Source organism: Allobrachymonas chironomi DSM 19884, from assembly GCF_000374625.1.
GTDB lineage: Bacteria > Pseudomonadota > Gammaproteobacteria > Burkholderiales > Burkholderiaceae_C > Brachymonas > Brachymonas chironomi.
Genome location: NZ_KB894766.1, coordinates 409663 through 431841, shown reverse-complemented (window position 1 = coordinate 431841; position 22179 = coordinate 409663). Strand labels below are relative to the sequence as shown.

The 22179-nt window shown below is 64.7% G+C and carries 20 protein-coding genes and 1 riboswitch; of the genes, 14 read left to right on the top strand and 6 right to left on the bottom strand.

The genetic code is table 11. The features are described from left to right. Window positions 1-9: 9 nt before the first annotated feature. From C513_RS0104655 to C513_RS0104645, 3 genes are all read left to right on the top strand, one after another. On the top strand, window positions 10-3114 hold the full coding sequence (locus C513_RS0104655; RefSeq protein ID WP_018714873.1) for an efflux RND transporter permease subunit: 3105 nt from the start codon (window positions 10-12) through the stop codon (window positions 3112-3114). Window position 3115: 1 nt separating this feature from the next. Further along, on the top strand, window positions 3116-3466 hold the full coding sequence (locus tag C513_RS0104650) for a DUF3147 family protein (protein WP_018714872.1): 351 nt from the start codon (window positions 3116-3118) through the stop codon (window positions 3464-3466). A gap of 111 nt (window positions 3467-3577) precedes the next feature. After that, window positions 3578-4276 (top strand): metallophosphoesterase, encoded by a 699-nt coding sequence (locus tag C513_RS0104645; RefSeq protein WP_026320548.1) that lies wholly within the window; start codon window positions 3578-3580, stop codon window positions 4274-4276. A 60-nt stretch (window positions 4277-4336) separates the two neighbouring features. Here the strand turns inward: C513_RS0104645 and purB are convergent, their stop codons facing one another. After that, complete coding sequence (gene purB / locus C513_RS0104640) at window positions 4337-5734, bottom strand: adenylosuccinate lyase (protein WP_018714870.1); 1398 nt, start codon at window positions 5732-5734, stop codon at window positions 4337-4339. 134 nt (window positions 5735-5868) lie between these two features. On the opposite strand from purB, the gene C513_RS0104635 reads away from it, so the two are divergent. The 7 genes from C513_RS0104635 (at window position 5869) to C513_RS0104605 (ending at window position 13997) form a co-directional block, all read left to right on the top strand. Further along, window positions 5869-6483, top strand: coding sequence for a glutathione S-transferase family protein (locus tag C513_RS0104635; RefSeq protein WP_018714869.1), 615 nt, complete (start codon window positions 5869-5871; stop codon window positions 6481-6483). Between the two features lie 84 nt (window positions 6484-6567). Next, window positions 6568-6849 carry a FeoA family protein gene (locus C513_RS12705; RefSeq protein WP_018714868.1) on the top strand — a complete coding sequence of 94 codons (282 nt, stop codon included), beginning with the start codon at window positions 6568-6570 and terminating at the stop codon, window positions 6847-6849. After that, entirely contained in the window at window positions 6839-8716 is a 1878-nt protein-coding gene (feoB, locus tag C513_RS0104625; protein ID WP_018714867.1) for a ferrous iron transport protein B, read from the top strand. Before C513_RS12705 ends, feoB begins: the two co-directional genes overlap by 11 nt. A 14-nt stretch (window positions 8717-8730) precedes the next feature. Further along, a complete protein-coding gene (locus C513_RS0104620; RefSeq protein ID WP_018714866.1) occupies window positions 8731-8919 on the top strand; it encodes a hypothetical protein in 189 nt (62 codons plus the stop codon). A 10-nt stretch (window positions 8920-8929) separates the two neighbouring features. Next, window positions 8930-9134, top strand: a riboswitch (cobalamin riboswitch). 212 nt (window positions 9135-9346) lie between these two features. Continuing rightward, window positions 9347-12091 (top strand): ribonucleoside-diphosphate reductase subunit alpha, encoded by a 2745-nt coding sequence (locus C513_RS0104615; protein WP_018714865.1) that lies wholly within the window; start codon window positions 9347-9349, stop codon window positions 12089-12091. Between the two features lie 20 nt (window positions 12092-12111). After that, window positions 12112-13242 carry a ribonucleotide-diphosphate reductase subunit beta gene (locus C513_RS0104610; protein ID WP_018714864.1) on the top strand — a complete coding sequence of 377 codons (1131 nt, stop codon included), beginning with the start codon at window positions 12112-12114 and terminating at the stop codon, window positions 13240-13242. A gap of 62 nt (window positions 13243-13304) precedes the next feature. After that, entirely contained in the window at window positions 13305-13997 is a 693-nt protein-coding gene (locus C513_RS0104605; protein WP_018714863.1) for a YjbE family putative metal transport protein, read from the top strand. A 27-nt stretch (window positions 13998-14024) separates the two neighbouring features. Here C513_RS0104605 and C513_RS13620 read toward each other — a convergent pair whose 3' ends face one another. The 4 genes from C513_RS13620 to aroC all read right to left on the bottom strand — a co-directional run bounded on the left by C513_RS13620 (window position 14025) and on the right by aroC (window position 18143). Beyond that, window positions 14025-14768 (bottom strand): MerR family transcriptional regulator, encoded by a 744-nt coding sequence (locus C513_RS13620; RefSeq protein WP_018714862.1) that lies wholly within the window; start codon window positions 14766-14768, stop codon window positions 14025-14027. 195 nt (window positions 14769-14963) lie between these two features. Continuing rightward, complete coding sequence (gene corA, locus C513_RS0104595) at window positions 14964-15950, bottom strand: magnesium/cobalt transporter CorA (protein WP_026320547.1); 987 nt, start codon at window positions 15948-15950, stop codon at window positions 14964-14966. Window positions 15951-16179: 229 nt separating this feature from the next. Further along, window positions 16180-16998: a hypothetical protein gene (locus tag C513_RS0104590; RefSeq protein WP_156816036.1), complete on the bottom strand. Its 819-nt coding sequence runs from the start codon at window positions 16996-16998 to the stop codon at window positions 16180-16182. Window positions 16999-17048: 50 nt separating this feature from the next. After that, window positions 17049-18143, bottom strand: coding sequence for a chorismate synthase (gene aroC / locus C513_RS0104585; protein WP_018714859.1), 1095 nt, complete (start codon window positions 18141-18143; stop codon window positions 17049-17051). 64 nt (window positions 18144-18207) lie between these two features. On the opposite strand from aroC, the gene C513_RS0104580 reads away from it, so the two are divergent. From C513_RS0104580 to hprK, 4 genes are all read left to right on the top strand, one after another. Beyond that, window positions 18208-18657, top strand: a complete 450-nt coding sequence (locus tag C513_RS0104580; RefSeq protein ID WP_018714858.1) for a DUF2214 family protein — start codon at window positions 18208-18210, stop codon at window positions 18655-18657. Between the two features lie 192 nt (window positions 18658-18849). Further along, window positions 18850-19200, top strand: coding sequence for a ribosome hibernation-promoting factor, HPF/YfiA family (hpf, locus tag C513_RS0104575; RefSeq protein WP_018714857.1), 351 nt, complete (start codon window positions 18850-18852; stop codon window positions 19198-19200). A gap of 169 nt (window positions 19201-19369) precedes the next feature. After that, on the top strand, window positions 19370-19837 hold the full coding sequence (locus tag C513_RS0104570; RefSeq protein WP_018714856.1) for a PTS sugar transporter subunit IIA: 468 nt from the start codon (window positions 19370-19372) through the stop codon (window positions 19835-19837). A gap of 99 nt (window positions 19838-19936) precedes the next feature. Continuing rightward, the gene (gene hprK / locus C513_RS0104565; RefSeq protein ID WP_018714855.1) at window positions 19937-20896 is read left to right on the top strand and encodes an HPr(Ser) kinase/phosphatase; all 960 of its coding nucleotides are present in this window, start codon (window positions 19937-19939) and stop codon (window positions 20894-20896) included. Between the two features lie 5 nt (window positions 20897-20901). Here the strand turns inward: hprK and dprA are convergent, their stop codons facing one another. Next, window positions 20902-22050: a DNA-processing protein DprA gene (gene dprA / locus C513_RS0104560; protein WP_018714854.1), complete on the bottom strand. Its 1149-nt coding sequence runs from the start codon at window positions 22048-22050 to the stop codon at window positions 20902-20904. Window positions 22051-22179: the final 129 nt, after the last annotated feature.

Genomic DNA, 22179 nt, shown 5'->3' with positions numbered 1-22179 from the left:
GGAGCCGGCGTGAACTTCTCTGCCCTCTCCATCCGCAATCCGGTACCGGCGATCCTGCTGTTTGCGCTGCTGACGCTGGCCGGCCTGCTGGCCTTCAAGAGCAACAAGATCCAGGATTTCCCGGACATCCAGCTGCCGGTGGTGACGGTCACCATCAGCCAGCCCGGTGCCGCCCCGGCGCAGCTCGAGACCGAGGTGGCGCGCAAGGTGGAAAACGCCGTGGCCACCATCACCGGCATCAAGAACATGTACACGTCGGTGATCGACGGCACGTCCAGCACCACCATCGAATTCGAGCTGGAAAAGAACATCACCGATGCCGTGACCGAAGCACGCGATGCCGTCTCGCAGATCCGCTCCGACCTGCCGGGTGACATCCGCGAACCGGTGGTGAGCAAGCTGTCCACTTCCGGCCGCGTGGTCGAGGTCTACAGCGTGCAGCTCAAGCCCGGAGCCGGCTGGGACGAGGAACAGCTCAGCTGGTACGTGGACAACACGCTGAACAAGCGCATGCTGGGGGTCCGTGGCGTCGGCGCGGTCAAGCGCATAGGCGGCGTGCACCGCGAGGTGCAGCTGCTGCTGCAGCCGGATCGCATGCAGGCGCTTGGCGTCACGGCGGCGGACATTTCGCGCCAGCTGGGCCAGATGCAGCAGGATCCGCCCAGTGGCCGCACCGATGTCGGCAGCGGCGAGCAGACCGTGCGCACCCTGTCGGCGGCCCGCAGTGCTGCCGAACTGGCCGATATGCACATCCCGCTGGCGCAAGGGCGCAGCGTGCGTCTGGGCGATGTGGCCCAGGTGCGCGATACCGTGGCCGAACAGCGCGCCATCGCGCTGGTGGACGGCCAGCCGGTGATCGGCCTGGAGGTGTTCCGCTCCAAGGGGGCGAGCGAGGTGGAGGTGGCAGAGGCCATGGCCGCGGTGATGGCGCAGGCCCAGCGCGAACAGCCCGAGCTGCAGATCCGCCGCGTGATCGACAATGCCCGTCCGGTGCAGGACAACTTTGATGGCAGCATGCAGCTGCTGTACGAGGGCGCGGTGCTGGCGGTGCTGGTGGTCTGGGCCTTTCTGCGCAACTGGCGCGCCACGCTGGTGGCGGCCACGGCGCTGCCGCTGTCCATCATCCCCACTTTCTTCGGCCTGAGCCTGTTCGGCTACACGCTCAACATGGTCACGCTGCTGTCGCTGGCGCTGGTGGTGGGCGTGCTGGTGGACGATGCGATTGTCGAGATCGAAAACATCGAGCGCCACCTGGTGATGGGCAAGTCGCCGATGCAGGCGGCACTCGAAGCCGCCGACGAGATCGGCATGGCGGTGATTGCCACCACGTTTGCCCTGGTCTCGGTCTTCCTGCCGACCGCCTTCATGAGCGGCATTCCCGGCCTGTTCTTCCGCCAGTTCGGCTGGACGGCGGTGCTGGCGATTCTGGCCTCGCTGGTAGTGGCACGGCTGCTGACGCCGATGATGGCCGCCTATCTGCTGAAACCCGGCCGCCACCAGACCGTGGCAAGGCAGGATGGCCGCCTGATGCGCTTCTATTTGCGGCTGGTACGCTGGTGCATCACGCACCGCGGCCTGACCATGCTGGCGGCGATGGCGCTGTTTGCCGGCTCGCTGCTGCTGGTGCCGCTGCTGCCGACCGGCTTCATGCCGCACTCCGACCGTGGCCAGACCCAGCTCACCGTCGAGCTGCCGCCAGGCAGCACGCTGCAGCAGACGCTGCAGGTGGCCGAGCAGACGCGCCAGCGCATCCAGCAGCAGGAAGCCACGCAGATTGTCAGCATCTACTCCTCCGTGGGCGGTGGCGCAGCCGGCGACGGCTTCAAGCCCGGTGCCGCCGCCGAGGTGCACCGCGCCGTGCTCACCATCAACACGCTGCACCGCAACGAACGCAAGGACAGCCTGATCGCCATCGAGAACCGCATCCGCGCCATCGTGCGCGAGATTCCGGGCGCGCGCTTCAAGGTCGGCTCCGGCGACATGGGCAGCAAGATGGAACTGGTGCTGCTGGGCGATGACGGCGCGCAGCTCGACCGCGTGGCGCAGGAGGCCGAGCGCCAGCTGCGCACCCTGAACGGCATCGGTGGCGTCACCTCCAGTGCTTCCCTGGTGCAGCCCGAGCTGATCATCCGGCCCGATCACGCCCGCGCCGCCGAACTCGGCGTCACCGCCAGCGCCATTGCCCAGACTGTGCGCGTGGCCACCAGTGGCGATTACGACCAGTACCTGCCCAAGATGAACCTGGACGAGCGCCAGATCCCGATCCGCATCAAGCTGCCCGACGACTACCGCCGGCGCGTCGCCGACATCGAGCAGCTGCTGGTGCCGGCCCGCAACGGCATGGTGCCGCTGCTGGCGGTGGCCCGGGTGCAGCTGGAAAGCGGTCCCTCGGTCATCAACCGCACCAACCGCGAGCGCAGCGTCCGCCTCGATGTGGAGCTGGGCTCGCGCTCCCTGGGCCAGCTCAACGCAGAGGCGCGTGCGCTGCCGGTGATGCAGCAGCTGCCGGCCGGCGTGCGGCTGGCCGAACTTGGCGATGCGCAGGAAATGAATGCGCTGTTCAACAGTTTCGGCATTGCCATGACGATTGGCGTGCTCTGCATCTATGGCGTGCTGGTGCTGCTGTTCCGCGACTTCATGCAGCCGATCACCATCCTGGCGGCGCTGCCGCTGGCCATTGGCGGGGCGTTCGTGGCCATGCTGCTTACCGGCAAGGCGCTCACCATGCCGGCCATGATCGGCCTGATCATGCTGATGGGCATCGTCACCAAGAACTCGATCCTGCTGGTGGACTACGCCATCATGGCGCGCCGCGAGGGCATGAGCCGCTTTGATGCGCTGATCGACGCCTGCCACAAGCGCAGTCGCCCGATCATCATGACCACGCTGGCCATGGGCGCCGGCATGATGCCGCTGGCGCTTGGCATGGGCGCGGCCGACCCGAGTTTCCGCTCGCCCATGGCGGTGGCGGTAATCGGCGGTCTGGTCACCTCCACGCTGCTGAGCCTGCTGGTGGTGCCGGCGCTCTACACCCTGATCGATGACCTGGAGCACTGGCTGGGGCGACACCTGAAGCGCCACCGGCCGGAGCCGCTGCCAGAGGCCGGGGCCTGAGATGCTGATCCTGACCATCAAGACCCTGTTGAGCGCCATCCTCATCGTGGCGATTGCCGAACTCGGCAAGCGCAGCAGCTTCTGGGGCGCGGCACTGGCCTCGTTGCCGCTCACCTCGCTGCTGGCCATGATCTGGATCTACCTGGACACGCGCGATACGGCGCAAATCGCTGCCACTGCCAGCAGCATCTTCTGGCTGGTGATTCCCTCGCTACTGCTGTTCCTGCTGCTGCCGCTGCTGCTGCGTGCCGGCTGGAACTTCTGGCTGGCACTGCTGTTGTCGAGCGCGGCCACGGCGCTGGCCTATGCGCTGATGGTCTGGCTGCTGCCGCGTTTCGGTGTCACGCTGTAAGTCTCCCGGTCGTCCGCAGCGCCCAAGGGCGGTGTTGCAGGCCGGCCATCATCATGGGCAATTCCGGGTCTGTCGCCATGGCGCATGCCGCTGCGTTACAGTATCGGCATCATGCCAACTACCTATCTCACGCATGCCCGCAATACGCGCGGGCGCGATTTTGCCGTGGGCGATATCCACGGCTGTTTTCAGCGGCTGCAGCAGGTGCTGGACGGCATCGGCTTCGACCGCGCCACCGACCGGCTGTTTTCCCTGGGCGACCTGGTGAATCGCGGGCCGGATTCACGCCAGGTGCTGCACTGGCTGGACCAGCCCTGGTTCCATGCCATCTGCGGCAACCACGATTTCATGATCTGGCGCGACGGCCTGGACGATCCCTTTCCGAATGTCGATCACCGCCTGCATGGCGGCGACTGGTTTGTCGGACTGCCCGCCGCCGAACGCCGTGCCATCGCCGAGCGCCTGCAGCAGCTGCCGGTGGTGGCCGAGGTGGACACGGCAGACGGCCCGGTCGGTCTGCTGCACGCCGAATGCCCGTTTGATGACTGGCAGCATCTGCGTGATCGCCCGCTCGAAGCCGACAATCTGCATACCTGCCTGTGGGCGCGCTGGCGCATCCGCCAGGGCGATAACAGCGTGATCGAGAATATCCGTGCCGTGGCCCATGGCCACAACACCATTGACGAAGCGCGTGTGCTGGGCAACCGCTATTACCTCGATACCGGCGGCTGGATGAGCGGCCGCGGCCACTTCAGCCTGCTGCAGCTGGATACGCTGGAGCTGCTGCGCTGGCCGGCAGCAGCCCGTTGAGCACAAAAAAGCCACCCGCCTGACGGCGTGGTGGCTCGATCGTGCAGCGCTGCTGACGGATCAGGCGCGGCGGGCCAGTTCGGCGGCCTTGCCCACGTAGGAGGCCGGCGTCATCGCCAGCAGGCGTTCCTTCTCGGATTCCGGAATCTCCAGACCACGGATCAGGCCATGCAGATCGGCTGCCTGCACGGTCTTGCCGCGCGTGACTTCCTTCAGCTTCTCGTAGGCGCCCTGTACGCCATAGCGGCGCATCACGGTCTGGATCGGCTCGGCCAGCACTTCCCAGGCGTGGTCCAGGTCTTCGGCCAGACGCTCCTCGTTGAGCTGCAGCTTGCCCAGGCCGGTCTGCAGCGACTGGTGCGCCAGAATGGCATAGCCCAGCGCCACGCCCATGTTGCGCAGCACGGTGGAATCGGTCAGGTCACGCTGCCAGCGGCTGATCGGCAGCTTGTCGCTCAGGTGGCGCAGCAGCGCGTTGGCCAGGCCCAGGTTGCCTTCGGCATTCTCGAAGTCGATCGGGTTGACCTTGTGCGGCATGGTGGAGGAGCCGATTTCGCCTTCCTTCAGCTTCTGCTTGAAGTAGCCCATGCTGATGTAGCCCCAGACGTCGCGGGAGAAGTCGATCAGGATGGTGTTGCTGCGCGCCACGGCGTCGAACAGCTCGGCCATGTAGTCGTGCGGTTCGATCTGGATGCTGTAGGGCTGGAAGGTCAGGCCCAGGCCCAGCGGCTCGGGCGTTTCGACCACATTCTTGCTGAAGGCTTCCCAGTCCAGGTCGGGCGCGGCGCTCAGGTGGGCGTTGTAGTTGCCCACGGCACCGTTCATCTTGGCCATCAGCGGCACGCCGGCAATCGCCTGGCGCGTCTTGTCCAGGCGCACCAGCACGTTGGCGATTTCCTTGCCCACGGTGGTCGGGCTGGCGGTCTGGCCGTGGGTGCGGCTCAGCATGGGGACATCGGCAAACTTCTGCGCCATCCCGCGCAGGGTATCGCAGATGGCGTCCAGGCCCGGCAGCAGCACCTGGTCGCGGCAGGCCTTGAGCTGCAGCGCGTGGCTGGTGTTGTTGATGTCTTCGCTGGTGCAGGCAAAGTGCACGAATTCGGAGGCGCTTTCCAGCTCGGGACGGCCATCGAACTTGCCCTTGATCCAGTACTCGACCGCCTTCACGTCGTGGTTGGTGGTCTTCTCGATTTCCTTGATGGCGCGGGCATCCTCCACGGAGAAGTCCTTCACCAGATCCAGCAGGTACTTGCGGGCACCGGCCGTCAGCGGCTTGAACTGCTCCATGCCGGCATCGCTCAGGGCGATGAACCAGGCCACTTCCACCTGCACGCGGGCGCGCATGTAGCCGTATTCGCTCATGCTGGTGCGCAGGGGGCGGAGCTTGGCGGCATAACGCCCATCCAGGGGCGAAACCGCAGTGACGGGGGTAAGATCAAGAGATTGCATGTCGTCCATTTTACGGTGTCCGGCAGTTTTTGTTGCAGTGCAACATAAAGAGGGCCAATTCCAGTGGTGGATAAGCGACATATCCGTGCTGGGGCTAGAATGGTACACCGTTTCACTTGGCCGCCAACCGGCCGTCCTCTCCCATGAAGCTCATCGGTTCCCTGGCCAGTCCCTACGTGCGCAAGGTGCGCGTGGTGCTGGCCGAAAAAATGCTGCCCTACGAGTTCGAACTCGAGAATGTCTGGGCGGGCGAAACCACCATCGGGGAGCACAACCCGCTGCGCAAGATTCCGGTGCTGTTGCTCAAGACAGGCGAATCGGTCTATGACTCGCGCGTGATCTGTCATTACCTCGATACCCTCAGCCCGGTCTGCAAGCTGCTGCCCTCCGAAGAGCGCGAGCGCCTGCAGGTTCGCTGCTGGGAGGCGCTGACCGATGGCGTGCTCGATGCCGCCATCCTGGCACGCCTGGAACATATTTTCGCCGGCCGAACGGAGGCGCAGCGCAGCCAGGCCTGGATCGATCACCAGATGCAGAAGGTGGATGCCGGTCTGGCCGAAACGAGCCGCCTGCTGGCTGATCGGCAGTTCTGCTACGGCAACCAGTTCTCGCTGGCCGATATCGCCGTTGGCTGCACGCTGGGCTGGCTGGACTTCCGTTTCCCGGCCATCGACTGGCGCAGCCGCCACCCCAACCTGGCCGAACTGCAGGCGCGGCTGGAGCAGCGCCAGAGCTTTATCGATACCGTCCCGGTCTGAGCCGATTCGTCACGGAGTTGACCCGCATCAAAGCGGTTATTTGCTTGTCGATTATCATTCTCATTCAAGAATCGACCAGCCACCATGTTATCCATCACTGATCCCGACCTGCCCCTGTCCGCCCTGACGACCGGACGCTGGGCGACCGTGCGCAGCGTGTTGCCCGATGCGCAGGGCCGCGAAGACGAACTCATGCTGCGCCTGATGGAAATCGGCTTTGTGCCGGGCGAACAGCTACGCATCACGGCGGCCGGCTGGCCGGGGCGCGAGCCGCTGGCGGTGCGCATCGGTCACACCACTTTTGCGCTGCGCCGTCACGAGGCCGATCGCATCCGGGTGACAGCAGGAGCCGCCGATGCAGGCTGAACCCACGCTAGCCGGAGCGTTGCCGCAGCGCGTGGCGCTGCTCGGCAATCCCAACTGCGGCAAGACCGCGCTGTTCAACCTGCTCACCGGCAGCCGCCAGAAGGTGGCCAATTACGCCGGCGTCACGGTGGAGCGCAAGGAGGGTGTTGCCCTCACGCCGCAAGGTCGCCAGGTGTTCGTGCTGGATCTGCCCGGCACCTACAGCCTGCATGCGGCTTCTGCCGATGAAGCCGTGACGCGTGACGTGGTCACCGGCAACAGCGATGAGCCGCTACCCGATTTGCTGATCTGCGTGGCCGATGCCACCAACCTGCGCCTGAGCCTGCAGCTGGTACTGCAGGCGCGCCAGCTCGGTCTGCCGATGCTGCTGGTGCTGAACCTGTCCGACATGCTGGCACGCAGCGGCATCCGCATCGATCACGCGGCGCTGGCACGCGAACTGGGCATACCGGTGGTCTACGCGGTGGGTGTGCAGACCGACGGCGCGCGCGAGGTGCTGGCCGCACTGGATCAGCCCCTGCCAGCAGCGCCAACCGCAAGCGCCACGGCGGCGGGCGGGGCAGAGGGGGTGCTGGCGCTGCAGGCCGAGGTACGCCGGCTGATGGACGTGACCGTGCAGTCGCATGCGCGCAAGCTGGAGCTGACCGACCGGCTGGACCGGGTGGTGCTGCATCCGCTGGGTGGGCCGCTGCTGCTGGCGCTGATCCTGTTCCTGGTGTTCCAGGCGGTGTTCAGCTGGGCCGCCTGGCCGATGGACCTGATCGTGGCCGGCACCGAGGCACTGGGCAGCTGGGTGCGGGACAGCCTGCCCGAAGGCGCGCTGCGCAGTCTGTTGGCCGATGGCGTGATTGCCGGTGCCGGAGGCGTGTTGGTGTTCCTGCCGCAAATCCTGTTCCTGTTCCTGTTCATCCTGGCGCTGGAAGATTCCGGCTACCTGCCGCGTGCCGCCTTTCTGCTGGATCGCCTCATGGGCAAGGTCGGCCTGTCCGGCCGCTCCTTCATTCCGCTGCTGTCCAGCTTTGCCTGTGCCGTGCCCGGCATCATGGCCACGCGCACCATCGGCAACTGGCGCGATCGCCTGGTCACCATCATGATCGCGCCGCTGATGACCTGCTCGGCACGCCTGCCGGTGTACACGCTGCTGATCGCGGCCTTCATTCCGGCACGCAAGGTACTGGGCCTGTTCAACCTGCAGGGGCTGGTGCTGTTCGGGCTCTATCTGTTTGGCATCGTCTCGGCCATGCTGGTGGCCTGGATCGCCAAGCGCTGGCGCAGCCGGCAGACGTTTTCGCCGCTGCTGATGGAGCTGCCGGCCTACCGCCTGCCGAATCTGCGCAATCTGCTGCTGGGTCTGCAGGAGCGGGCCTGGATCTTCGTGCGCCGCGTCGGCACCATCATCCTGGCCATGACCATCGTGCTGTGGTTCCTGTCCAGCTATCCGGCACCGCCGCCGGGAACGGGCGCACCGGCCATCGAATACAGTCTGGCCGGCATGCTGGGCCGCGGGCTGGAACAGCTGTTTGCCCCGATCGGCTTCAACTGGCAGATCAGCATCGCGCTGGTGCCCGGCATGGCCGCGCGCGAGGTGGTGGTGGGCGCGCTCGGTACCGTGTATGCCCTCTCCGGCAGCGAGGAAGGGGTCAGCGCCCAGCTGCAGACACTGCTGGCCGGCCAGTGGTCGCTGGCCACCGGCCTGTCGCTGCTGGTCTGGTTCGTGTTTGCGCCGCAATGCCTGTCCACGCTGGCCATGGTGCGCCGCGAGACGCACGGCTGGCGCCATGTCTGGATCATGGTGATCTACATGTTTGCCCTGGCCTATGTCGCCAGTTTCATCACCTACCGTCTGGCCCTGGCGCTGGGCGGCTGACCGGAGGAATCGCCATGTGGCAAGACCTGATCGTGGGCCTGCTGGTCGTGCTGGCGGCCCTGTATGTCCTGTGGCGACTGATGCCCGGCCGCTGGCGCGAACGCCTGGGTGGCCAGGCCGGCGGCTGTGGCAGCAGCAACGGCAGCAGCAGCGGCTGCGGCCAATGCCCGCACAAGCGCCCGGGTGGTGACAGCTGCCACTGAGCCGCTGTGCTAGACTGCCTGCATCGATGGTTCCCGTTGCCACACGCAACGGGTGAAAAGGGAATCACGTGCCGTGGCCTTGTGCCCGAATTCGTGAACTGCCCCCGCAGCTGTAATCAGCTTGCGTGATCCGCTCATGCCACTGGATGCGTCCGGGAAGGCAGGGTCACGCGCCAAGCTGAAAGTCAGAAGACCTGCCACGATGCCAAGCTTTTTTCCATTGGGGCGGGGTGTCCCTGACATGAGGCCGATCATGCATGTGTTTCTTGCTGCCTTCTGTTGCCCGGCGTGCGCGCCGGAGATGCCTGTCTGCGCCCGCCAGAGCGGAGACCGGGCATGCCAGCCAGACTGAATCCCGGCTTCCCGTTCGTGGTGGTCGCTGACACGCATGGTGTGCCCTGCCCGTCTTTCCAGCGGGAGCCCGAACATGCTGAACGAACAACGCGTCCTGTCCATTGCCGCCATGCAGGTGATCCGGCGCAACGGTGATGTGGTTACCTTCCAGCCCGACAAGATCGCCATCGCCCTGACCAAGGCCTTTCTGGCGGTGGAGGGTAGCCAGGGCAGTGCCTCCTCGCGCATCCGCGATGTGGTGGCGCAACTGACCGATACCGTGGTGCGTTCGCTCACGCGACGCCTGCCGGATGGCGGCACGGTGCACATCGAGAATATCCAGGATCAGGTGGAACTGGCGCTGATGCGTTCCGGTGAGCACGATGTGGCGCGCGCCTATGTGCTCTACCGTGAACGGCGCGCGGCCGAACGTGCGGCGCAGGCGGGAGCCGATAGCGCTCCGGTGCTGCATGTGCTGGTGCAGGGCGAACGTCGCCCGCTCGACACCGCCGCGCTGCTGGCGCAGTGCGAGGCCGCCTGTGCCGGGCTGGGCGAGGGCGCATCGGCACAGGCCATCCTGGAGCAGACGCTGCAGAACCTGTACGACGGCATGCCGCAGGTCGATGTGCAGCAGGCACTGATTCTGGCGGCGCGCACCCTGATCGAGCAGGATCCCGACTACGACTTTGCCACCGCGCGCTTGCTGCTGGCGCAGCTGACCGCCGAGGTGCTGGGCGAGCCGGTGCTGCCGCAACAGGCAGCAGCACGGCAGGCCGGCTACTTTGCCGAAGGTATCGCCCAGGGCATCGCGGCCGGGCTGCTGGATCCGCGCCTGGCCGAATTCGATCTGCAACGGCTGGCCGCGGCCTTGCGCTGCGAGCGTGACGGCCAGTTCCGCTACCTCGGCCTGCAGACGCTGTATGACCGCTACTTCCTGCATGTCGAGGGCCGCCGCATCGAGACGCCGCAGCTGTTCTTCATGCGCGTGGCAATGGGGCTGGCGCTCAACGAGATCGACCGCGAAGCACGTGCGCTGGAGTTCTACGAGCTGCTGTCCGGCTTCGACTTCATGTGCTCCACGCCCACGCTGTTCAACAGTGGCACGCTGCACTCCCAGCTCTCGTCGTGCTATCTGACCACGGTGGAAGACGACCTGGGCAGCATCTTTGCCTCGGTCCGCGACAATGCACTGTTGCAGAAGTTTGCCGGTGGCCTGGGCAATGACTGGACCCCGGTACGCGCGCTGGGCAGCCGCATCCGTGGCACCAATGGCGAGAGCCAGGGCGTGATTCCCTTCCTCAAGGTGGTGAACGATACCGCAGTCGCGGTCAACCAGGGCGGCAAACGCAAGGGTGCCGTCTGTGCCTATCTGGAAACCTGGCATCTGGACATCGAGGATTTTCTCGATCTGCGCAAGAACACCGGGGACGAGCGCCGCCGCACGCACGACATGAACACCGCCAACTGGATTCCCGACCTGTTCATGCAACGCATGCAGGCCGGCGCCGACTGGACGCTGTTCTCGCCGGATGAGGTCCCTGACCTGCACGACAAGACCGGCCAGGCCTTTGCCGAGGCCTACACCGCCTACGAGGCGCAGGCCGATGCCGGCCGGATCCGCCTGTTCCGCCGCGTGCCGGCGCAGCAGCTGTGGCGCAAGATGCTGACCATGCTGTTCGAAACCGGCCATCCCTGGATCACCTTCAAGGATGCCTGCAACCTGCGCTCGCCGCAGCAGCACGCCGGCGTGGTGCATTCGTCCAATCTGTGTACCGAGATCACGCTCAATACCTCCGGCAACGAAACCGCTGTCTGCAACCTGGGATCGGTCAACCTGCTGGCGCATCTGCGTGATGGCGCACTGGACCAGGACAAGCTGGCACGCACCATCCGTACCGCCATGCGCATGCTGGACAACGTGATCGATCTCAACTACTACGCCACCCCGCAGGCGCGCAACGCCAACCTGCGCCACCGCCCGGTCGGGCTCGGTATCATGGGTTTTGCCGATTGCCTGTATGCGCTGGGCCTGCCCTATGCCTCGGAGGCGGCGGTGACGTTTGCCGATCGCAGCATGGAAATGGTGTGCTATCAGGCCTATCTGGCCTCGACCGAACTGGCGCGCGAACGCGGCAGCTACTCGAGCTTTGCCGGCAGCCTGTGGCAGCAGGGCGTGCTGCCGCACGAAACCATTGCGCTGCTGGAAGCCGGCCGTGGCGAAGCGGTGACGGTGGACCGCAGCAGCACGCTGGATTGGGAGGCGCTGAAGACGCGTATCGCGCAGCACGGCATGCGCAACTCCAACTGCGTGGCGATTGCGCCTACTGCCACCATCTCCAACATCGTCGGCGTCTCGGCCAGCATCGAGCCGACCTACCAGAATCTGTATGTCAAATCCAATCTGTCGGGCGAGTTCACCGTGGTCAACGCGGCGCTGGTGCAGGAGCTGAAGGCGCTCGACCTGTGGGACGAGGTGATGGTGGATGACCTGAAGTATTTCGATGGCTCGCTGGCACGCATCGAGCGCGTGCCGCAGGAGCTGCGCGAGCGTTACGCCACCGCCTTCGAAATGGATCCGGTCTGGCTGGTGGAGGCCGCAGCGCGACGCCAGAAGTGGATTGACCAGGCGCAATCGCTCAATCTGTACCTGGCCCAGCCTTCGGGGCGCAAGCTCGATGCGCTGTATCGCCTGGCCTGGCAGCGCGGCCTGAAAACCACCTACTACCTGCGCACGCTGGGCGCCAGCCAGGCCGAGAAAGCCGGCGTTTCCGATAGCGCCAGTGCCAGCAGCCCCGCCCTCTGCAGTCTGGACAACCCCGACTGCGAAGCCTGCCAGTAAGCCTTGAAGAGAATCCCGACATGACTGCCTTCCGTTTCGATGACTGGGACCTGCCGACCCGGTCCGCCCGCCCCGCCAGCCAGCCGCCGGCGGATACTCCGGTTGCCGCGCCTGCGCCGCTGACGCCGCCAGCTGCCGGCCACGCCGGCGCGGCCACCCGCGCCAGCGACAAGCGCATCGTCAATGGCCAGGGCGATATCCACCAGCTGGCTCCGTTCAAGTACCCCTGGGCCTGGTCCTACTTCCTGATGGCGAACAACAACCACTGGACGCCGCTGGAAATCTCCATGGCGCAGGATGTGCATGATTACCACCACCGGCTGACGCCGACCGAACGCCACATTTTCGAGAACGTGCTGGCCTACCTGACCACTTCCGATATCCTGGCAATGCGCAACATCGGCCTCGCCGTGATGGAAAAGATGACCGCGCCCGAGCTGCAGATCTACCAGGCGCGCCAGGTCTACGAGGAAGCGCTGCACACCTGGACCTACCAGCACTGCATCGAGAGCATCGGCCTGGACCAGCAGGACATCTACAACCGCTACCGCGTGGTGCCGCAGATCCACGGCAAGATCGCGCTGGCGCAGCGCCGGCTCGACAGCGTGATGCACGCCGATTTTGACCTGAAGGATCGCGACAATCTGCACACTTTTGCGCTGTCGTATTTCTTCTTTGCCGTGGTGTTCGAGGGCTGCTGGTTCTACAACGGCTTCACGCCGATTTTTGCACTGCAGCGGCGCGGCCTGATGAAGGGCACGGCCGAACAGCTGCAGTACATCATGCGCGACGAGGTGCTGCATGCCGGTTTCGGCATCCGCGTGGTGCGCGAACTGCTGGCCGAGGAGCAGCTGGAGCTGGACCCGCAGGCCCTGCGCCAGCTCTGGGACGAAGCCGAAGCCGCCGAACAGGCCTATGCCGGCTACATCCTCCAGGAGCCGGTGCTCGGCTACAACGCCGACTTGCACATGCAGCAGTTCCGCTTCATTGCCAACCGGCGCGCACGCCAGGCCGGTGTTGCCGAGCCTTTTCCCGGTGCCGGCAATGTGCTGCCCTGGCTCGACGAGCAGGCCAATCTGCGCAAGGAAAAGAATTTTTTCGAGACGCGCGTTACCGAATACCAGAGCGGCGCGGCACTGACCTGGGACTAGGGCGGCGCAGACTTCCTACAATGGGGCATCATCCTGATGCTGCCTTGCAGCACTGATCCCGCATGGAAGCCTTTTCTCCCGGCTGGTGGCTGTCGCTGCTGGCCATTGTCCTGATCGATCTGGTACTGACCGGTGAGCGTGCCGTGCTGATTGCCGAAGCGGCACGCCAGCTGCCGCGTCGCCTCTATGGCGGCGCACTGGCGGCCGGCACCGTGCTGGCCCTGCTGCTGCGCGTGCTGATGACGGTCGGCCTGCTCTGGCTGCTGCAGACGCCCGGCCTGCTGCTGCTGGGCGGGATCGTGCTGCTCGGTATCGCCTGGCGTACCCAGGCGCGCCGACATCGCGGGCTGGTACTGCCGGACACGCCGGCGCAGGGTTTCTGGGGCACGCTGCGCAGCGTCGTGGTGGCCGAGGCGCTGATGGGCCTGGACAACGTGCTGGCGGTTGCCGGCGCGGCACGCAACTCGGTCGATCTGGTCGTGATCGGCCTGCTGCTGACGGTGCCGATGATCGTGTTTGGCAGCCGCCATTTGCCGCGCCTGCTGGCGCAAATACCGCTGCTGCGTACGCTGGGAGCGGCGGTGATGGCGATGACCGCCGGCCGCATGATGGCCAACGAGCCGATCTGGCTGCGCGATTTTTTCGCTACCAGCACGCTGTGGTACTGGGGCTTTGTACTGGGATTGACGCTATTGGTACTGCTGACCGGCTGGCGCCGCAAACCGGCACCAGCTCCGGCTCCCGACAGGAACTGATCCGATGCGGCCCCGTTCCGCTTCAGGTCAGCGGGATGTGGCAGGCTTGCCCTGGCTTTCCAGGCCGCGCTGCATCATGCTGGCCATGCTGTCGGCTTCCTGCCGCAGCAGGATGGGCAGCAGCGCCCTGATGGCCTCCAGCAGCAGCTCGGGTGTATCGCGCAGCCAGTCGTCCAGATGGCCGGGCAGCACGGCATGTTCGCCATGGTTCTGCGTGGTGAGCTGCATGGCCAGACGCAGGTAGGTGCGTACCAGCCGGCGCAGATCCTGGACCAGCTCGTTCTGGATGGTGGCTCCCTGATCAATGGTCACGCCCATGCTGGCCAGCCGGTTGCCCAGCGGACGCAGGCCGGGAGCCAGGTGCTCCATGCTGCCGTCCTCATGGATGCGCAGGATGCCGGATTGCTGCAGCTTCTGGGCCACCTCGGGCGTCAGCTGCTGGTCCCAGTCCTGTTCGATGACTTCGGTCTGCACGGTTTCCGAGTTGCTGTTCGACTGGCCGATCACGTTCAGGATGTGGGATTGGGCTGCCATCCAGGCATCGGCGTGGGCGGGCATGCGCGATTCGTTTTGCAGGATCTGCTTGATGCGTTCCAGACCGAAACCCTGCTCACGCAGGCTGCGGATGACTTCGAGGCGTGCCGTGTGCTCTGTCCCGTACAGGCCAAGACGGCCACGCAGGGTGATGGGTGGCAGCATGCCGGCGCTGTTATAGGCGCGGATGTTGCGTACGGACATGCCAATGTAGTCCGCCAGCTCCTCAATCGTCATGTAATGGGCTTCTGAATCCTTTTTTTCGGATTCTTTACTACTACTGATGCTCATGTTGTTCACCGAAAGAGATATTGAATCAGCGTAATTTATCACGCTATCCACCTGATTCATGTAAGCTGATTATCAACTTTGACCGGAAGCGCATCCTATAAAAACATAAAATGCAACAATTGAAGCAATATGTTTCTTATCTTATTTCAACCAACCGCGCTTGCGGAAATACAGCATCGGCACGATGGCGCTCAATACCATCAGCACAATCGCCCATAGATAGCCAAACTTCCAGTCGAGCTCGGGCATGAAGCGGAAGTTCATGCCGTACATGCTGGCCACCAGCGTGGGTGGCAGCATCGCCACACTCGCCACCGAGAACAGCTTGATGATCTTGTTCTGGTTGATGTTGATGAAACCGACCGTCGCATCCATCAGGAAGTTGATCTTGTCGAACAGAAAGGTCGAGTGGCTGTCCAGCGAATCGATGTCACGCATGATCTGGCGTGCCTCCTCGAACTGCTCGGCGTCCAGCATGCGCGTGCGCATGATGAAGCTGATGGCGCGGCGGGTGTCGGTTGCATTGCGGCGGATGCGGCCGTTCATGTCTTCCTGGCGCGCGATGATGTTCAGCACCTCGCTGGCCACATCGTCGGTCACGTCGCCCTTGAGCACCTGGTCGCTGGCCTTTTCCAGCTCCATGTGGGTTTCTTCCAGCGTGTCGGCGCTGTATTCCACGTCGGCATCGAACAGCTTGAGCAGCAGCTCCTTGGCATCGGTGATCAGGCCGGTCATGCGGCGTGCGCGCAGGCGGATCAGGCGGAACACCGGCACCGTTTCGTCGTGGATCGAGAACAGGATGTTGTGGCTGCGCAGCTCGGGGTTGCTCTGGTTCAGGATGAAGGCCACGCGCACCGTGCCCGGATCGTCGTAGTCGGCCACCAGAAAGTCGGAGCGGATGTGCAGCTCGCCGTTGTCTTCCTCGTAGAAGCGCGCCGATTCCTCGATGTCCTCGTCCATGGCGTCGTCGGGAATCGACAGGCCGTAGTGCTGCTTGATCCAGCGTTTTTCTTCGGGGGTGGGGTCTTCCAGGTCAACCCAGATCGGCTTGAAGCGGGTGAGTTCTTCCAGGGATTCGATTTCTTCCTGGAACAGGCGGCCATTGGCCAGCGTGAAGATATTCAGCATGACGGGGTCATCCGGTGCGGCATGCGGCAGCGGCATGCCTTGGGCGGGGAAAGGGACAGATCAAGCGCTTCCGGCGCTTGACAGCCGTTTACCGGGTCGTCAGGCGCGGAAGCCAGCAACTAGGGCTAGGTTCCATGGGGGTGTGGGGGAGCCAGGGGCTCCATGACAGGACAAGCGGGAATTATCGCACTGCAGCATAGCGGCGGCAAGCAGATGCTGCATGGTGGGCTCACGCCAGCGGATTGCCGTGCCTGTCCTGCTGCATCCAGGCATGCAGCGGATCGCCGCCGCCTGCTTCGGCCAGATGCTCCAGCAGCTCCTGCGGCTGCAGGCCGAATTTGGTCAGCAGCTTCTGCTCGTCGGTGCTGGCCGGGCGGCCGGCGAGTCGGGCGAAGGCCTGCGGCAAGCCCTGCTCTCCCTGCTGCAGGGCATAGTCCCAGCGGTTGCACTGGCCGTAGGTCTTGCGGTTACCGGCCCCCATGCCGGAGGGAAACATGCGGGCATTGAGCTGCGCCAGGTGTTCCAGGATCCGTTCTCGGCTGTCGCCGGCCAGCTTCATGCGGGCAATCTCGCCGAACACATCGCGCACCTGCACGCCAAAGTCATCCGCATTCTCGATACGCAGCGGAAAGAACAGCTCGGAACGGCCACCCTGCTTGAGCAGGCAAAGCTCGTACTGGTTGAGCCAGGCATGGGCTTCGCCCAGTTCACGCGAGCGGGCGTAGGCTTCGGCATGGGCAAACCGGTCCATCGGTAGCCATTGCTCCGGAAAGAACAGGGCATGGCCGAGCTCGTGCGCCAGCGTCGAATAGCGGGAATGGACGCGCTGCTGCGGATCTTCCGGCACATAGAACAGGATCTGCTGCGGATGGCCGTTGGCGGCGGAAAAGCCGGCAGTCTGATGGGCCAGCCGGCCACCGCGTGCCTGGAACTGCAGCAGCTGCTGCCACATGTCCGGAGTCTGGCGCACCGCCTGCAGCTCGTCGGGCGGAAAACCGGCCAGTTGCAGGGCCTGCAGCAGCTGCTGGCCGGTGGTGTTGTCAGCCATGGGTGCCAGCGGCTTCGTGCGTGACCGCCGGCGCAGCATGGGTTTTGTCCTCAGCCCAGCCGTGCCACGTCGGGCGTGTCCACGTGCACATCGGCACACTGGGCGCGGTGGCGCAGCGCGTGCTCCATCAGCACCAGCGCCAGCAGCGCCTCGGCGATCGGCGTGGCCCGGATGCCGACGCAGGGGTCATGCCGGCCCTTGGTCTGCACCACCACCGCTTCGCCCTGCAGGTTGATCGAATCGCGCGGTGCCATGATCGAGCTGGTCGGCTTGATCGCCAGGCTGACCTCGATGTCCTGGCCGCTGCTGATGCCGCCGAGGATGCCGCCGGCATGGTTGCTGGCAAAGCCGTTCGGCGTGGGGGAGTCGCCGTGGTAGCTGCCGCGCTGGGCCACGCTGGCAAAGCCGTCGCCGATTTCCACGCCCTTGACCGCGTTCAGGCCCATCATGGCGTGGGCGATATCGGCATCGAGGCGGTCGTAAATGGGTTCGCCCAGGCCGACCGGCACGCCGCTGGCGCTCACGCGCAGGCGTGCGCCGCAGCTGTCACCGGCCTTGCGCAGGCTGTCCATATAGGCTTCGAGCGCGCTGACATCGGCGCAGGGCGCAAAGAAGGGGTTGTGGGGCACATGCTCCCAGCTCTCGAACGGGATGTCGATCTCGCCGATCTGCGTCATGCAGCCGCGGAACGTGGTGCCGTACTGCTCGAACAGCCACTTGCGTGCCACCGCACCGGCGGCCACCGTGGGAGCGGTCAGGCGGGCCGAGGAGCGGCCGCCACCGCGCGGATCACGGATGCCGAACTTGTGCCAGTAGCCGTAATCGGCATGGCCGGGGCGGAAGGTCTGCAGGATGTCGCCGTAGTCCTTGCTGCGCTGATCGGTGTTGCGGATCAGCAGGCAGATCGGGGTGCCGGTGGTCTTGCCCTCGTAGACGCCGGACAGGATTTCCACCTGATCGGCCTCGTTGCGCTGGGTCACATAGCGGCTGGTGCCGGGACGACGCCGGTCCAGTTCGGGCTGGATGTCATCGACCGACAGCGCCATGCCGGGCGGGCAGCCGTCGATCACGCAGCCAATGGCCGGGCCGTGGGATTCACCAAAGTTGGTGACTGCAAACAGGGTTCCAAGGGTATTGCCGCTCATGCGGCGATTATCGTGGATAAGCTGCTAGTGTGGCGGCTACCTCTCCAGACAACCGGAATTTCCCATGCGCGAAGTAATGCTTTCCTACCTGCACATCCTGATGATCCTGTCGATGACGGTGTTTCTCAGCGCCGAAGCCGCCCTCTGCCGCCAGGAGTGGATGAATGCCAAGGTGGTGCGCCGCCTGGTGCGGCTGGACCTGATTTATGGCGTGCTGGCCCTGCTGACCCTGCTGAGCGGCCTGGCACGCCTGTTCTGGGGCGCCAAGGGGCTGGAGTTCTACCTGTCCAACCCGGTATTCCACCTCAAGCTGACGCTGTTCGTGCTGATGCTGTTGCTGTCGATCCGTCCCACGCTGACCTTTCTGCGCTGGCGTCGTCAGCTGGATGCCGATGGTTCCCTGCCCGGTGCCAGCGACATCGCCGGCACGCGTCGCCGCATCATGATCACGGCGCACCTGATGCTGCTGCTGCCGCTGCTGGCGGCGCTGATGGCACGCGGCTTCTGGGGCTGAGGCGGCGGCTGCGGGTTTGCCCTTGATGTGGAAACGGAACGTTTGTCCGGCCTTGTATTTTTCCTGTCACGGACGCATAGTAGGGGCAAGGACATGTTCGCGAATGCGCGGTCATCTGCGACGGCAGAGCCGCCTAACAGCCGGAAGCAGCGCTTCCGGCAACAAACGGCCCCCGGCCATGTAGGAGGAGTTATGAACCTGACCATCACTGGACGTCATCTGGAAGTCACCCCGGCGATGCGCGAATACGTCACCACCAAGCTGCAGCGCATCACGCGCCACTTTGACCAGCTGGTAGATACCCGCGTCACGCTGTCCATCCTCAACGACAAGGACAAGGACCGCCGCCAGCACGCCGAATGCAGTATTCGTGTCAAGGGCAATGACATCCATGCCGAAAGCAGCCAGCACGACATGTATGCCGCCATTGATGATCTGATGGACAAGCTGGATCGCCAGATCGTCCGTCACAAGGACAAGCTGCAGACCCATCAGCTGACGGAAGCGCAGAAGCGTTCCATGATGGAGCAGGCGCAGCAATAAGCATGTTGCCCCCGGCGTCGCAGCAATACCCCAGTAATGCTGCGACGCAACATCATGTAAATATGTCACATGTGATGTTTGTCATATAGAATCCGGTTCATAGAGCCAGTGCAGGGTTAACACTGAGTCAGTGCCTGTGCCCCTGCAAGATGTTGCAAAGTATGAGCCAATGAACAGACTCGCCTCCATTCTGCCGGCCGCCCAGGTCGTTGTTAATGTGGACGTCACCAGCAAGAAGCGTGCTTTCGAGGAAGTAGGCCTGTTGTTCGAAGACCTGCATGGGTTGAGCCGCGCCGTCATCACCGACAGCCTGTTTGCCCGTGAACGACTGGGCTCCACCAGCCTGGGTCATGGTGTTGCCATACCCCACGGCCGCATCAAGGGCCTCAAGGCACCCATGGCCGCGCTGTTCCAGCTGGCCCACCCGATCGGCTTCGATGCCCCGGACGACACACCGGTCGGCCTGCTGATCTTCCTGCTGGTGCCGGAAGCCGCCACCCAGAAGCACCTGGAAATCCTCTCCGAAATCGCTGAAATGCTGAGCAACGGCGAACTGCGCGACAAGCTCATGACCACCCACGATGCCGCCGAGCTGCACCAGCTGGTGGCCAGCTGGCAGTCGGTCCAGCCCCTGTAATCTCCCCCTGTCAGGCAGGTTCTGCGGCTTTTGCGATTTTGCGCGCGCTTGCGGCTACCATGAAGGCATTGTCATTCCTTCATGGCAGGAGCCGCATCCATGAAACACACCGCGATCAGCGCCGACGTCCTGTTTGAATCCTTCCGCACCACGCTGCAATGGCAGTGGCTGGCGGGTCTGGGCGCTTCCGAGCGCCGCTTTGCCGAAGTGGCGGTGCGCGAGGCCAGCTCCGGTGCCGATCTGGTCGGCTACCTCAACTACATCCATCCCTACCGGGTGCAGATCCTGGGTCAGCGCGAAGTCGCCTACCTGACCCAGTGTTCGCCCGAAGACCAGCTGCGCCGCACTGCGCGCATCCTGACGCTGGAGCCGCCGGTGGTGATCCTGGCCGATGGCCAGCCGGCACCGGACCATCTGCTACAGCTGTGCGAACGTGCGCAGATCCCGATGTTTGCCACGGACGAGCGCGCCGCCTATGTGATCGACCTGCTGCGCACCTACCTGTCCAAGCACTTTGCCAGCCGTGAAACCATGCATGGCGTGTTCATGGACATCCTGGGGCTGGGTGTATTGATCACCGGCGAATCGGGTCTGGGCAAGAGCGAGCTCGGTCTGGAACTGATCTCGCGTGGCAATGGTCTGGTGGCCGATGATGCGGTCGATCTGTACCGCATCAACCAGACCACGATCGAGGGCCGCTGCCCCGAGCTGCTGCAGAACCTGATGGAAGTGCGCGGCATCGGCCTGCTGGATATCCGCGCCATCTTTGGCGAGATCGCCGTGCGCCGCCGCATGCGCCTGCGCGTGATCGTGCACCTGGTGCGCAAGGAAACCATGGAGCGCGATTACGAACGCCTGCCCACCGAGCCGCTGATGCAGAACGTGCTCGGCGTGCCGATCCCGAAGGTGGTGGTGCAGGTGGTGGTGGGGCGCAACATCGCCGTGCTGGTGGAAGCGGCGGTGCGCAACATGATCCTGCAGTTGCGCGGCATCAATGTCTACGAGGAATTTGCGGCGCGTCAGCGTGCCGCCATGGCCAAGGGCTTTTCCGACGACTGAATCGCCTAGCCGGCGGCGCGCCGCTGGAACAGCCCGCCGGGCAGGCGTGCCACCAGACCGTCCAGCTCCAGCGCCAGCAGTTCGGCCTGCAGCGTGGCGGTGTCCATGCCGGTGCGCGCCAGCAGCGCATCCAGGCTGACCGGGTCATGGCCGAGTGCATCCAGCACCGGATGCGGCTGGTCGGGCGGCGTGGCCGAGACGGAGGTGGCGGCCCAGCCGTCGGCATGGGTCGGGCCGGGCAGCAGCGGGCGCAGGTCTTCGAGCACGTCTTCGGCCGATTCCACCAGCTTGGCACCCTGCCGGATCAGCGCATGGCAGCCGCGTGACTGCGGCGAGTGGATCGATCCGGGAATCGCGAACACCTCGCGTCCCTGTTCGCTTGCCAGTCTTGCCGTGATCAGCGAACCCGATTGCGGTGCCGCTTCCACGATCAGCACGCCGTGACACAGCCCGGACAGGATGCGGTTGCGGCGCGGAAAATGGTGCGCCTGCGGCGGCGCACCCAGTGCCAATTCGCTCAGCAGCACGCCAGTCTGGCAGATGCGGTGCGCCAGTGCACGGTGCTGCGCCGGATAGACCCGGTCCAGCCCGGTGCCGACGACGGCCAGCGTGGCGGCGCCCGCCTGCTGTAGCGTATCAAAGCCTTCGAGTGCACCTTCGTGCGCCGCGGCATCGATGCCGAGCGCCAGCCCGGACACCACGGTCCAGCCGTGGCGGGCAAAGCTGCGCGCAAACACGCGGGCGTTATCGACCCCCTGGCTGGTCGGATTGCGGCTGCCGGCCATGGCGATGCAGCGGCTCGGGAGCAGCCGTTCACGCTGGCCCATGGCGTAGAGCAGTACCGGCGGATCAGCGGTTTGCAGCAGTTGCGGCGGGTAGTCCGGGCTGCCGAGCGGAATCAGCCAGCGCGCCAGACCGTCCGGTTGCGGCTGCAGCCACTGCCGGGTGCGCTCGATCAGCGCCAGCGTGTCATCGGACGGATGCAGCAGCGCCTCGGCCTGGCGGCTGCTGATGACCTGCTCCAGCGCATGGCGCGATTGCGCCACGATCTGCTGCGGCAGGCCGAAGCTGGCCAGCAGCCGGCGCGCGGCATCCGGGCCAATGCCATGTGCCTGTACCAGTTGCAGCCAGGCGACCAGTTCCTCATCGCTCATGCGGAATCATCCAGTTTAAATACAAAGTATTGATTATTGCGCGATTCCTGTGGTTTTTGCCGTCATGTGCCTGACAGAATCATGGCTAACCGGCTTGCCTGCTGCAGGAAATGGCAAAACACGGGAAAA